A 12,916-nucleotide genomic window follows, 5' to 3' on the forward strand; every position below is an offset into this window, starting at 1 on the left:
CGCGAATATCACCATAGTCTTTCGATCGTTGGTCCGTGTTTTCGATCATCAGCGAAATTGGCGTGCCAGTCGTGCGCTGACCGTTCGTGCGATCATCTTCAAATACACCGGATAGTATTTTAACTTGATCAGCTTCACGGCGCTGGGTGGTGTATTTTGACTGCCCCGGTTTGCGGCGATCAAGGTCAAGTTGGATGGTTTCAGCGTCGATCTTCAAGCCAGAAGGACAGCCATCTATGACCACGCCCAGAGCGGGTCCGTGGCTTTCGCCCCATGTAGTGAACCGAAATAAGTGTCCGAATGAATTGTGTGACATTAAACGCCCGAAAATGCTGGTTTTGACTTAGGTGCAATGGTTCTAGGGTTCGGCGCACATTTGGTCAAGCGCGCTTCGGCTAAGGGCGTTCAACCTAAGTTGCAATTGCTAAGAACCGAAGAACTCTATTTCACCATCTTTAAAGCGCATAACTTTGTCTTGCTGTGGCATCCACTGGTCAAGATCAGCACCCGACAGACCTGTTAAAAGTCGTCGCAGCGCACGCGCCACACCACCGTGGGCAACCACAATACTTGGTTTTGTCAATCGCTCTGCACGGAATGCATCAAGTCGTTCAACTAGCATGTCATAGTTTTCACCATTGGGTGGCAAGTGGTTCCATTTGCTTTTGTTTCGCGTCGCAAAATCGTTTGGGTGATCGCGTTCAATTTCTGAAAGCAGAATGCCCTCGAAATCGCCAAATGAGATTTCAACCAAGCGGTCATCAAAAACGACCTCCGGCAAAGGCTGTTCAAAGCCCTTGCGAACGCGATCCATCGTTTCGCGCGTCCGCCCCAAAGGCGAGCAGAACCAATCCAATTCGTTCGGATCGATTTGGTGTTGATCCAAGGTCGCGCGCAAAGTCAAACCGTTTTGATCAGCTTGCGCCCGTCCATGTTCATTCAACGGAATATCGCGTTGGCCTTGGAACCTTTGTTCCTTGTTCCAATCGGTTTGTCCGTGGCGAATAAAATAGAGGAGCGGCCACTGGTCACTAGACATAAAACACCAAATATTTAACGGAGTTAACTGCCCGAGTGGGCAGCCTTCTATTCGTCTTCTTTTTTCAGAACAGACATGCCCATTACGTTGTAACCGGAATCCACATAGTGAATTTCACCGGTTACACCTGACGAGAGGTCCGAAAGCAAATACATGCCCGCATTGCCAACTTCATCAGTGGAAACATTGCGGCGAAGAGGTGAGTTAGCCTCTCCATAAGCCAGCATTTTGCGGAAATCGCCGATCCCGGACGCTGCAAGTGTTTTAATTGCGCCGGCTGAAATACCATTCACTCGAATGCCTTCAGGACCAAGGTCTGCGGCCAAATAACGAACAGATGCTTCAAGCGCCGCTTTTGCAACACCCATCAGATTGTAGTTCGGGATGACTTTTTCCGCACCATAATAGGAAAGCGTCAAAATCGATCCGCCGTCTTTCATCAATCCGTGTGCACGCTTGGCAACGGCGACGAGCGAATAGGCTGAAATTTCCATTGAGTGTTTGAATTGCTCAACAGTTGTGTCGATATAACGACCTTCAAGCGCGGCTTTGTCAGCGAATGCAATGGCATGCACCAAGAAGTCGATTTTGCCCCATTTTGCTTCAATATCAGCAAAGGCTTTATCTAGTGCCTCTGGGTTTGTGACATCACATTCAACAACCAAATCGGAGCCAACTTCGGCTGCAAGCGGGTCAACGCGACGTTTGAGCGCCTCACCTTGGTATGTGAACGCCAACTCAGCGCCTTGGCTGGCTGCAGCTTTTGCAATGCCCCAGGCGATTGAGCGATTGTTCGCCACGCCCATGATCACACCACGTTTGCCTTGCATCAGGTTGCCGTCAGTCATAAATGCACTCCGCAATTAAATAATCTTGAATTGGGTTTTGACACAGGCAGACGAAACGGGCAAGTTTTCCCAACGATTGTTCCCCCAAAAGATGATGTTGAATTCTTATGACCGCACCAAATGCTATGCTTGAGGCCCTCACCGACTTGATCGGCGCATCGAACGTCATTAGCGAATCAAAAGACATTGCGCCCTATGCAGAGGAATGGCGCCGACTTTATAGCAAGCAGCCTTCGCTTGTGCTCACACCAACGAGTGTTGAAGCCGTGCAGAAGGTGATGGCATGGGCAAACGAGAACAGCGTCTCAGTGATCCCACAGGGTGGTAATACCGGCCTTGTTGGCGGCCAAGTTCCACTGGACGGCGGTGAAGTTATTCTTTCTGTGAAAAAGCTAAAAGCTGTGCGAGATGTTGATCCTGCATCCAATGTCATGATTGTTGAGGCAGGCGCTACCGTTTTGGAAGCTCAAGAAATTGCTCAGAAGCAGAACCGGCTGTTCCCGCTTTCATTGGGGTCGGAGGGCACATGTCAAATCGGTGGCATCCTATCGACAAACGCGGGCGGAACCGCAGTGTTGGCTTACGGCAATTCGCGCGACCTTTGCCTAGGCGTCGAAGCGGTTTTGGCAGATGGGCGGCTTTACAATGGTCTTTCCAAATTGCGCAAGGACAATACTGGCTATGACCTGAAAGACCTATTGGTGGGCGCTGAGGGAACGCTTGGGATCATAACCGCTGCATCACTCAAACTGTTTCCGCGCCCGACCACATTTGAAACGGCGCTGTTGAATATCAAAGATCCGCAGGCCGGTGTTGAAGTGCTTGAAATGGTCCGCCGTAAATCTGGCAACAAAGTCACTTCGTTCGAGTTGCTACCAACGCTTGGCATCGACTTACAACTCAAACACGGTTTGGCCGCCCGCGATCCACGTGCCAGCGATAGCCCTTGGCATGTGCTGATAGAGTTTTCCCTATTCGATGGCGAAGAACCGGGCGCGCTGCTGGTGATGCTTGAAGCGCTATTTGAAGCCGAACTGATTAGCGATGCATCAGTTTGCAGCTCACTTGCTGACCGCAAGATGATGTGGCTCATGCGTGAGCACTTTGCAGAGTGCCAAACTCGAGAAGCGGAAGGCATCAAGCACGACATCTCTGTGCCCGTGAAAGATATTCCCGAACTCATAAAACGGTGTGACTTGGTTGCTGAAAAAGTCATTCCCGGCATTCGATCGTTTGCGTTTGGCCATATGGGAGACGGGAATATCCATTATGATTTCTTGGCGCCCCTGAATATGCCCAAAGGCAACCTACGGGCCCATGCGGCAGCACTGCATGAAGCTATGTACGAAATTGTCGATGATTTGGGCGGCTCAATTTCTGCCGAGCATGGTATTGGTCAAATGAAAGCTGCTTTGTTGCAACAAAAGAAGGATCCTGTTGCGTTAGAAATGATGTATGCGATCAAACAAGCACTTGATCCAAAAGGCATTCTCAACCCGGGGAAAGTCTTGGTTAGGCGAAACTAAAACAAGTCCATTTGCCCGTCAGATGGCTTGGTTGTCGAAACTTCGTTTTCAGCTTTTTCGACCTTTGGCTCAAGCTTAACCGGCTCGATCAGCTCCTCGCCCTCATTACGCGCATTATTCACTTTTTTGGACACTGGATAGGTTTTCATCCCCACCTTATCGAGCGGCTTTACCAGCGTTAGTGCTTCTTTCGCGGTGACACTTTTATTGTCCAGCCACAAGTCCATTTGTTCGTCGTCCAAGTGCACCGGCGTGCGGTGGTGAATTTTGGCCAGACTGCCCGTTGCCTCTTGAGTCAAGATTGCCATCGAGTCGATTTCTTCGCCGTTTGGCCCCTCCCAAGTAGAATAAATGCCTGCCAACGCCAGCATTTGCCCGTCGGCCTTTGAAATATGGAAGGGCTGTTTTTCACCGCCCTCGCGCAACCACTCGTAATAGCCACTTGCTGGCACGACACAGCGTTGGTTTTTGATAGAGGATTTAAACGCTGGCTTTTCCAAGATGGTTTCGACGCGCGCATTGATCAAAACCGAAAACTCGCGGGGATCTTTCACCCAATGAGGAACTAATCCCCAGCGCATCAGCACCGCGTCTCGTCCCGCTGGCATGTTCGCGATAGTCAGCACGGGCTGCGTTGGTGCAATATTGTAGCGTGGCGGAAACGGAATCCCGCCCTTGGTTTTGAAAACCCTATTGATTTCAACGCGTGTATCGTTGAGGTCTAGTCGCCCGCACATATGATCCAACTGCTTGTTTTGTGAAAAAACATGGTGCGGGAAACTGGGCGCAAATTCAAGCCAAGATCATTCAACCAACATGTGTTGCGGGTTTGAACCAAGGCAGTTTCCACCCAAGTGTCATAGCGCAAGCCGCAAACAAAATGGCTGCTGATCCGATCCACTGACCAATCGTTAGCTGACGTTCAAAGGCAAAATAGTCCACAACAATTGCTGCAACTGGGTAGACGAATGATAGCGCACCGGTGAGCGATGTCGATAGTTTTTGGAATGCGTCATACATGATGATGTACATGATGGTCGTGCACAATATGCCAAGTGCCAATACGCTGGTCCATTGCACAGTTGTTTCGGGCTGAATGGCCCAATTTGCCAATGGCGCAAGCACGATTGAGCCGACCGTAACATGCATTAGGGCAACCAAATGGGGCGGTGTACCCTTTAGTTGTTTCACCAAAATAACGGTGACTGCATAAAGGAAAGCCGCCCCCAGCGACATGGCGATGCCAAGCAGATAGTCGGTGCTGCCACCCTCGCCGCTTTGACGGGCCTGCACGACCAAAATCATGCCAACAAATGCCATCAGCAGCCACATGACTTTGTTGAGCGTAATCTTTTCGGATAGGAAAATTGCGCCCAAAGCGACAAGCATAAAAGGTTGAGTGTGATAGGTAACCGTCGCGATGGTAATGGAAGCCTTTGAGAAGGCTGAGAACAATAGAACCCAATTTGTTACGACGGTGACGCCACTAATGGTGCCAAGCAACAATACCCGTTTTGTGAAATTCTCGCGTTTGAAGAAGCCGAGCATCCAACAAATGACGAAAAGTGTGACTGCGCCCAAAAGGCAACGGAACCAAACGACGTTAAGGATGGGCAATTCTGACATCACCACGAAATAGCCAATGGTGCCCGAGATAAGCATGGCCGCAACCATTTCGATGGTGCCTATTGTTGAGTTTTTCATAACACTTCCTTTGTTGCCGTCAGATTATGGCAACGCCTCGCACTTGAAAATATACTGTATTAGGTCCATCGTCACTTTTAATACGAACAGATTAGGCAAAAATCAGGAAACACCTAAATGGATGATAAAGATCGCAGAATTGTCGAAATACTACATAATGATTCAAAGACGCCACTCAAATCCCTTGCGGCAGCGGTAGGTTTATCTTCCCCTAGCACATCTGAACGGCTTAAACGACTGGAAGAAAAAGGGGCTATCGGTGGCTACACATTGCGCGTGGATCACGCTCAGTTAGGTTATCCATTACGCGCCATTGTTCGCATCAACCCCATGCCGGGAAAACTGCAGATGGTGCAAAAGCTTATTGTGGATACTGCGGAGATTGTGGAATGTGACAAAGTCACAGGGGACGACTGCTTTGTGTGCAAGCTGTACCTAAAATCTATCGAGCAACTTGATTTGATCCTTGATAGAATCTCAGAACATGCTCAAACTAACACTTCAATAGTCAAAGCATCACCAGTAAAGAAGCGATTGCCCCCATTATGAGCCCTACGTCTGGCGAACCCACACAAGCTGTAAGTGCTGCCCTGTTTAACGGGGATAGGGTTTTGCTGGTCGAGCGTTCCAATCCACCTTTCAAAGGTCTATGGAGCTTGCCGGGCGGCAAGGTTGAACCCGGTGAAGAACTGCTTGACGCGATCAAGCGTGAGCTGATGGAAGAAACCAACTTGGTCGCTGAGCAACTTCATTTCGTGCACACTCTAAACTTTGATGTTCCACGACATGAACTGCACGTTTTTGCCGGCTATGCTGATATTGATCACGCTGTGGCGCTTGACGATGCGGACGCAACGGCGGTTATTCGTGTGCAAGACCTCGGCAATTGCCACACTACGCCGAATTTGGACGTCTCAGTGCAGGCCGCCTGGGAATCGCTCAATCTACTCAAATAACGTCTTTCAGTTTCATCACACAAGCGTGACCATGCTTGAATTGTCGCGCGTTTCTGTTTGTTGCACGATGCGACAACGAGGAGAAACAGATGTTGATGAGACGGTTTGCACGAATTCTAGCGGTTATGGCTATTGGCGCGGGCGGGTTTGCTGGACAGTCAGCAACAGGGCAGGAAACTACTCTTTATGCCAAACAGGAAACGCCTGGGCATTGGCTGTCCGAGGGTTGGTCAACCGACTTTTCGCGCGCGACAATTCCATTTTGGGATGTGACCGATGTAATTGGACGCGATAATATCCCCTGGATTGACGATCCCCAATTTGAAGAGGTTTCCAACAACATCATCATTCCGGGTAACGAGCCTGTTATTGGCTTCGAGATCAATGGCGATGCCCGCGCCTACCCGCTGCGCATTATGATGTGGCACGAAATCGTCAATGACTTCGTGGGCAATGTACCGGTTGCAGTTACATTTTGCCCTTTGTGCAATACATCGATTGTTTTCGATCGCAAGATCGAAGGTGAGGTTGCGACGTTCGGCACCTCTGGCAAGCTACGCAATTCAGATTTGATCATGTATGATAGAACCACCCAGAGTTGGTGGCAGCAATTTGACGGCAATGCATTGGCAGGCATTCATGCGGGTAAAAAACTCAAAGCCTACCCCTCGCGCTTGATGAGCCTTGATTTGTTCAAACAAGAATACCCCGAAGGGCAAATGCTGTTGCCTGATCCGCGCCGGATTTCCCAATTGGGTCGCAACCCATATGCTGGGTATGACAGCACTTTCAAACCATTTTTATTCCGTGGGGAGATGCCCGAGGACATCAACGGAATGGTGCGTGTCATCCTTGTTCAAGGAGAAAAACCATTTGCTATTGCTTTGCCGAAATTGAGCAAAGATGGCAAATTTGAGAAAGATGGTTTGTACTTTAGCTGGAGTGCGGGCCAAGCTTCGGCCCTAGATACAGTCCAGATTTCTCGTGGACGCGACGTTGGCAACATCAAAGTTGTCGATGAAAACGGGAACCCGGTCGTGCATGAGATTACGTTCGCCTTTGCAGCACGGGCGTTTTTGCCCGACCTTGAGATCATCCAGTAGATTGATGGCTTGAGATTGCCCATTTCCTCTGGCACAAGTGACTAGGGATACCACAAGGGTGAGCCGTGAGAGCGTTCAGTTTCAAAAACACAATCGTTGCAGTTGTCATGATGTTTACATCGACAATTGGTGCGCACGCGGTTGACCCGCCTTACCAGCAAGACCTGCAACGATTTGCAACAATCATGGGCGCGCTTTATCACCTCGATGCTCTGTGCCTAAACTCTGGAAACAATTGGCGAGATGAGTTTGCCGAATTGTTAGACTTAGAAGAAGTTGACGAAGACCGCCGTGCCCGGCTGACCGCAGCTTTCAATAGTGGATATTATGACTTCAATCGAATGCATGTGCGATGCACGCCAAATGCGCAATTGGCCACGAAGCGGTTCATTGCTGAAGGGGCCGCAATTGCCAAAAACATACACACACGCTTCGCTGAATAAAGTTTTCCCCTGCCCGTTAACCTTTTGATCATTTCTGTGGTTACCAACTCAAGAACGCATGTTACACCTCACTAGTCAGGAGTAACCGATTTATGTTTCACCACGAGAATAGTCATGCGCTTTTTGAGCGCGAGGACGAAGCGCGAAAACGCGCCCTTCAATATTTAGCTGAGGCCTGGCGCAATGCCGAGGGCGAAGAGGTGAAAACCGAGGCACTGGCGCACGCAGCGCTATTTGCAGGCCTTGCAACGCTTGTTGAGTTATATGGCGAAACCGCAATTTCTGAATTGATGAAGCGCATTCCGGACAAAGTGATTCAAGGCGAATATACTGTTGACCGGACAATTCAATAATCACTGCCCAATCCTCTCTCTTTGTGCCAAACTAAAGCGAATGCGCAAAGGGAGAGTCGATGTCATTCTTTAAGTTGAAGTCTGTTCGTCCAATCGCATTGATAGCCGCGTTTTCAGTGTTTGCGCTTTCGTGTTCTGCCACACTTGCCTATTCGACATCGCCTGTTGTTGCTCCCGAGTCGGGTGACGCGGTCGAGGGTGAGCAATTTGGCGCGGAAGAGCGCATTGTTTTGCCCGACGCGCCCGAACGTGAAGACCGTCAGGGTTATCTGAATCTAGATATCCATCGCGACCTGGCCAATCTGCCTGCAGCGGTTGCAACAACACGCGAAGAATTGATGGCGGCTGCGAAATCTGGCGATACGGAGATGTTACGTGCCATTTTGAAACGACAAACAAACGTGCCGGTTGTTTCATTTGGTGATGTCGCAGACCCAATAGATTTCTTGCGCGAATCGTCGAACGATGGTGAAGGCCGCGAACTATTGGCCATCATGATCGAATTGATGGAAGCGCCCTACTCGATCATGCCAATGGAAAACGGCGAACCAGAGATTTATGTTTGGCCCGCTTATGCCACAAACAATCTCGAAAACCTCAGCCCAAGCGAACTGATCGACGTTTACAAAATCGTTAGCCATCAAGATTTGGAAGAAATGCAGCTGTTTGGTGGCTGGTATTTCTTCCGGGTGGGCATCGATGCGAATGGTGAGTGGCGCTATTTTGTGGCTGGCGATTAAGTCGCCAAGGATTCAGCAAAAAGAATTGGCTCGCCCTTGTGCGCCGCAACCAATTCGCCATCCCACATGACTTTATGGCCGCGCAAAATCGTGCCAACTGGCCAGCCTTGCACTTCAACACCATCATATGGGGTCCAGCCCGGCTTAGACGCGATCCAGCTGTTGTCGATAACTTGCTTGCGACTTAAGTCAACGATGGTCAAATCAGCATCATAACCAACTGCAATGCGGCCTTTACCCGCGATTTGGAATAGGCGATTTGGGCCATGGCTGGTCATATCAACAAAACGTTCCAGGGTCATTTTGCCCTTATTCACATGGTCCAGCATTACCGGAACCAGCGTTTGCACACCTGTCATCCCTGAAGGAGATTTCGGGTAAGGTTGATCTTTTTCTTCCTTGGTGTGCGGCGCATGATCGGAACCCAAAATGTCCGCGATGCCAGCGTCCACACCGTCCCAAATGCCCGCACGGTGATGTGCATCGCGCACAGGAGGGTTCATTTGCACATAGGAGCCAAGTTTGTCGTAAGCTGTTTCGTCAAGCGTGAGGTGGTGGGGCGTGACTTCAACACTCACTAGGTCTTTGTGCTCAGCCAAAAGCGCCATTTCGTCGGCTGTTGAAATATGCAGCACGTGAATGCGTTTGCCTGTTTTTTTCGATAGAGCCAACAAGCGTTTTGTGCATTTGACTGCGGCTTCCACATCACGCCATACAGGGTGGCTTCTTGGGTCACCTTCAACTTGCAAATGCTTACGTGATTCAAGGCGTGGTTCATCTTCTGAGTGGAAAGCGGCACGGCGCGAAATCGCGCGCAGGATATTTTCAACGCCATCATCATCTTCAACCAAAAGCGAGCCGGTTGACGACCCCATAAAGACTTTCACTCCAGCACAACCGGGCAGTTTTTCCAATTCGGGCAATTGATCCACATTTTCATGGGTACCGCCAATAAAGAACGCGAAATCGCAATGCATGCGGTGTTTGGCGCGCTTAATCTTATCTTCGAAAGTCGCTTTGTCGATGGTGAGCGGGTTGGTGTTGGGCATTTCAAACACACCCGTTACGCCGCCCATTACGGCTGCCAATGAGCCGGATTCAAGGTCTTCTTTGTGTTCAAGACCTGGCTCCCGGAAATGCACTTGGGTGTCGATCACGCCGGGCAATACATGAAGACCGGTGCAATCAACTGCTTCTTTTGTTTCGCGCCCATTCAAATTACCAATTTCAGCAATTTTGCCATTTATCACGCCAACATCGCCCTTGGTGACGCCATTGTGATTGGCAATAGTTCCGTTAAGAAAAATAGTGTCAAATTTGGCATTCATGCTGGTACGTCCCAAAGAAGCTGATATGGATCTGTTATTGGGGTGTAACGCGATGCTAAAGGCAAGAGCAAGGCAAACGGAGCGATTGATGGGAAAAATTATCAAATTGGATCGTTGTGCGGTTCAAATCTCAGGTACGGATGCGCAAAAACTGCTGCATGACACCCTCACCTGCAACCTTTCAACGCCGCTAGAGGGCAAAGCACGTTGGTTCGCCTTATTGGCACCGCAAGGCAAGATTTTGGTTGAGGGGCTTATTTCGGAAACCGATGATGGCTTTTTGCTTGATATTCCAATTTCCGAGTTGGAGAATTTCACGAAACGCATGCGTTTATATAAAATGCGGGCCGACGTAACGATCACTCCACGTGAAGATCTATCTGTGGGCTGGACAGGCGAGAACAGCGAACTGACAGTCGAAGATGCACGTCCGAGCATGGGATATCGTCTTTATAGCAGTGACAGCACGAGTTGGTCTGTCGATCAACAATCCTATCATCACCAACGAATTTCCAATTCAATAATGGAAATGGGCGGTGATTTCGAAGCCAATGGCTTGTTCCCACACGACATTGGCATGGACCAACTTGGCGGCGTGGACTTTAAAAAGGGATGTTACATCGGGCAAGAGGTTGTATCGCGCATGCAGCATCGCGGCACCGCACGTAAACGCCCTGTTATGGTGACGGGTGAAGGTTTAAACACAGGCGACAGCGTCGCTTTGGATGACAAGTCGGTGGGCAGCATCACCTCTTGCGCAGGGAAAAACGGCATTGCACTCGTGCGACTCGATAAGGTTTCGGATCCAGACGCATGTACCATCAATCAGCAACCAGTTCAGCTTGCGGTGCCTGCGTGGGCAAGTTACCTTTTTAGCGATTCTTGAACGCAACAATCGCTGGATTTAACATGGCACGCGCACCACAACGAGCTTGGCAACGGATGTTGTCGGGCCGTAGGCTAGATTTATTGGACCCATCTCCTTTGGATGTGGAGCTAAGCGACATCGCTCATGGCCTTGCGCGGGTGGCACGTTGGAATGGACAAACCAACGGCGACTACGCTTTTTCAGTGGCTCAGCATTCGGTTTTGGTTATGCATTTGGCCCTTGCAGGCAAACCTGAAATGGACGGCAGCGGACGATTATATGCGCTACTCCATGATGCACCAGAGTATGTAATGGGTGACATTATTTCGCCACTCAAAGCGGCGATGGGTGGGCAATATAAGGACCTAGAAGATCGCTTACTGTCTGCCATTCACGTGCGCTTTTCGCTCGCTGCCAAAGCACCAACAGCTACAACGAAGCTGATTAAAAAGGCGGACAAAGAAGCTGCCTATTTCGAAGCGGTCAACCTTGCCGGATTTGAACCAGCGGAAGCCCGCAAGATTTTTGGCGAACCCTCTTTGGCGAGCTTTGACTTGCCCGATTTTGACCAGCTCATCCGCCCTTGGCCAATCCACGTGGCACACGAACAATTTGTTGCTGTTTTCACCAGCATTCTAGGACCGATCAAATAACAACACATTCACATGTCTCAATATGAGACACAAATTAACCCTATGTTAAGCATTGCTTTGACGATTGGGGTGTTTGGTTGATAAATCCTTAAGGCATACTGTTTCTTAAGGATTTGATATGTTTGGCTCCATTCGCAATAAAACAAATATGATGCCGCTCGCGCTTGTGCTGGCAGCAGTTTCTGGCGTCTTTTTGGCGGAAAGTGGCATTAAGTTCGCCAAGCCTGCATTTGCGGCCAACATTCTTGATGCGGCAAAAGTCAGCACGACCCAACTACATAGTGGAATTGACCTGAACAATCTGGTGCGCATTGATCGCAAAGTTTATAGCGTCACTACTGAGGATTATGTGGATCTTGAACCCATTTCTTCCGCGACAGTCAAAAAAATCAGCGCGGGGCGCGTTTTTAATGTGAATATTGCCACCACGTCGACCGGCACTTATTCAACCGACGGCATGCAATCACGCAATGTGCTTTATCCCGGAATTCACGTCGAAGAAATCACACCTTCACGCTTTGTCGATGGCGCTGTGATAATCTTAAGCAAACTGCAGGGCCGCGAGCTCCTCAAATTCATCCAAGGCTTAGACGACTTTGCCGTGAGCGACAAAGAAGGGTGCGAATCTCTTGGCAGCTATATCGGCTGCAAATAGCGTCGCGCATCACCCTTTCTTAAATCGATAGAAAATGTGCACGCCGACTTGGGTTAACTTCTTGAGCTTTGGTGCCCACTTTGGATGCACATAATTGGCGTGATAGTGGGTCGCATTGGCGACATTTGGCAAATAAATATCGCCTTGAATAACTTTGGTGGCGATTTCTTCTGCCTGCTTCCACGCTGCTTGTTCATTCACCCTTTCCGGCACGCCATCGCATGCAAACGAGAACTGACAACGGTTCTTCCAACTTTGGTTTTGGAACACCACAGAGCAAATTGAATTTGGATATGCTTTGTGCTTAACACGATTTCGCACCACTTGCGCTACTGCCACCTGCCCCCGATAGCTTTCTCCACGCGCTTCAAAGTAAATGGCTGTTGCCATGCACCAATGTTGCTTTTTAGTTGCATCCATTGATGCTTGGGTAAGCGTAGGCGTAAAGTCTTTTAGGTCAGGCGCATTGTCGCGCGCATAGGCAAGTTTTGTGGGCACAGACAATGGATAGGGCAGAGATGGGTCGCGCACATCACGAATTTCTTGCCCACCACTAAGCGCTTCAATTGCGCCAAGCGCGGCGACGTCTGGCATTGGTTGCGCAGCTACACCAAATGCTTGTTCGGCCCGTTTACGGGGTTGGCTACTCGCAGTCTTTGGTGCAATCGCAGCGACTTGAACAGGATCTACGCGCAGCGAT

The 12,916-nt window shown here is 49.7% G+C and carries 17 protein-coding genes; 10 read left to right on the forward strand and 7 right to left on the reverse strand.

The features are described from left to right. The 3 genes from Q0231_RS06675 to Q0231_RS06685 all read right to left on the reverse strand — a co-directional run. On the reverse strand, positions 1 to 316 hold a 316-nt coding region (locus tag Q0231_RS06675), incomplete at its 3' end, for a chorismate synthase (protein ID WP_299346619.1). A 108-nt stretch (positions 317 to 424) separates the two neighbouring features. Further along, entirely contained in the window at positions 425 to 1,039 is a 615-nt protein-coding gene (locus Q0231_RS06680) for a histidine phosphatase family protein (RefSeq protein ID WP_269392466.1), read from the reverse strand. 47 nt (positions 1,040 to 1,086) lie between these two features. Then, positions 1,087 to 1,887 (reverse strand): SDR family oxidoreductase, encoded by an 801-nt coding sequence (locus Q0231_RS06685; protein WP_269392467.1) that lies wholly within the window; start codon positions 1,885 to 1,887, stop codon positions 1,087 to 1,089. Between the two features lie 107 nt (positions 1,888 to 1,994). On the opposite strand from Q0231_RS06685, the gene Q0231_RS06690 reads away from it, so the two are divergent. Further along, complete coding sequence (locus Q0231_RS06690; protein ID WP_299346624.1) at positions 1,995 to 3,413, forward strand: FAD-binding oxidoreductase; 1,419 nt, start codon at positions 1,995 to 1,997, stop codon at positions 3,411 to 3,413. On the opposite strand, the gene Q0231_RS06695 is transcribed toward Q0231_RS06690, so the two are convergent. Then, positions 3,410 to 4,150: an SOS response-associated peptidase gene (locus Q0231_RS06695; protein ID WP_299346626.1), complete on the reverse strand. Its 741-nt coding sequence runs from the start codon at positions 4,148 to 4,150 to the stop codon at positions 3,410 to 3,412. The two genes, Q0231_RS06690 and Q0231_RS06695, sit on opposite strands and share 4 nt — an antisense overlap. 70 nt (positions 4,151 to 4,220) lie before the next feature. Next, the gene (locus tag Q0231_RS06700) at positions 4,221 to 5,117 is read right to left on the reverse strand and encodes a DMT family transporter (protein ID WP_269392470.1); all 897 of its coding nucleotides are present in this window, start codon (positions 5,115 to 5,117) and stop codon (positions 4,221 to 4,223) included. Positions 5,118 to 5,234: 117 nt separating this feature from the next. On the opposite strand from Q0231_RS06700, the gene Q0231_RS06705 reads away from it, so the two are divergent. From Q0231_RS06705 to Q0231_RS06730, 6 genes are all read left to right on the forward strand, one after another. After that, positions 5,235 to 5,666 (forward strand): Lrp/AsnC family transcriptional regulator, encoded by a 432-nt coding sequence (locus Q0231_RS06705; RefSeq protein WP_269392471.1) that lies wholly within the window; start codon positions 5,235 to 5,237, stop codon positions 5,664 to 5,666. Next, positions 5,663 to 6,073, forward strand: coding sequence for an NUDIX domain-containing protein (locus Q0231_RS06710; protein ID WP_269392472.1), 411 nt, complete (start codon positions 5,663 to 5,665; stop codon positions 6,071 to 6,073). Before Q0231_RS06705 ends, Q0231_RS06710 begins: the two co-directional genes overlap by 4 nt. Positions 6,074 to 6,162: 89 nt before the next feature. After that, a complete protein-coding gene (locus tag Q0231_RS06715) occupies positions 6,163 to 7,176 on the forward strand; it encodes a DUF3179 domain-containing protein (RefSeq protein ID WP_299346630.1) in 1,014 nt (337 codons plus the stop codon). Between the two features lie 107 nt (positions 7,177 to 7,283). Beyond that, a complete protein-coding gene (locus Q0231_RS06720; RefSeq protein WP_269392474.1) occupies positions 7,284 to 7,619 on the forward strand; it encodes a TIGR02301 family protein in 336 nt (111 codons plus the stop codon). Between the two features lie 92 nt (positions 7,620 to 7,711). Further along, positions 7,712 to 7,972, forward strand: a complete 261-nt coding sequence (locus Q0231_RS06725) for a hypothetical protein (RefSeq protein WP_269392475.1) — start codon at positions 7,712 to 7,714, stop codon at positions 7,970 to 7,972. A 59-nt stretch (positions 7,973 to 8,031) separates the two neighbouring features. Further along, positions 8,032 to 8,712, forward strand: a complete 681-nt coding sequence (locus tag Q0231_RS06730) for a hypothetical protein (RefSeq protein ID WP_269392476.1) — start codon at positions 8,032 to 8,034, stop codon at positions 8,710 to 8,712. Here Q0231_RS06730 and Q0231_RS06735 read toward each other — a convergent pair. Next, positions 8,709 to 10,040 carry a dihydroorotase gene (locus Q0231_RS06735; RefSeq protein WP_299346632.1) on the reverse strand — a complete coding sequence of 444 codons (1,332 nt, stop codon included), beginning with the start codon at positions 10,038 to 10,040 and terminating at the stop codon, positions 8,709 to 8,711. The two genes, Q0231_RS06730 and Q0231_RS06735, sit on opposite strands and share 4 nt — an antisense overlap. 88 nt (positions 10,041 to 10,128) lie before the next feature. Between Q0231_RS06735 and Q0231_RS06740 the strand changes: the two genes are divergently transcribed. The 3 genes from Q0231_RS06740 (at position 10,129) to Q0231_RS06750 (ending at position 12,216) form a co-directional block, all read left to right on the forward strand. Then, positions 10,129 to 10,926 (forward strand): folate-binding protein, encoded by a 798-nt coding sequence (locus Q0231_RS06740; RefSeq protein WP_299346634.1) that lies wholly within the window; start codon positions 10,129 to 10,131, stop codon positions 10,924 to 10,926. 23 nt (positions 10,927 to 10,949) lie between these two features. Beyond that, positions 10,950 to 11,561 carry an HD family hydrolase gene (locus Q0231_RS06745; protein ID WP_269392479.1) on the forward strand — a complete coding sequence of 204 codons (612 nt, stop codon included), beginning with the start codon at positions 10,950 to 10,952 and terminating at the stop codon, positions 11,559 to 11,561. 118 nt (positions 11,562 to 11,679) lie between these two features. Continuing rightward, a complete protein-coding gene (locus tag Q0231_RS06750; protein ID WP_269392480.1) occupies positions 11,680 to 12,216 on the forward strand; it encodes a hypothetical protein in 537 nt (178 codons plus the stop codon). 9 nt (positions 12,217 to 12,225) lie between these two features. On the opposite strand, the gene Q0231_RS06755 is transcribed toward Q0231_RS06750, so the two are convergent. Then, a partial coding sequence (locus Q0231_RS06755) for a cell wall hydrolase (protein WP_299346636.1) occupies positions 12,226 to 12,916 on the reverse strand: 691 nt, incomplete at its 5' end.

This window comes from uncultured Maritalea sp. (genome assembly GCF_937139385.1).
GTDB lineage: Bacteria > Pseudomonadota > Alphaproteobacteria > Rhizobiales > Devosiaceae > Maritalea > Maritalea porphyrae_A.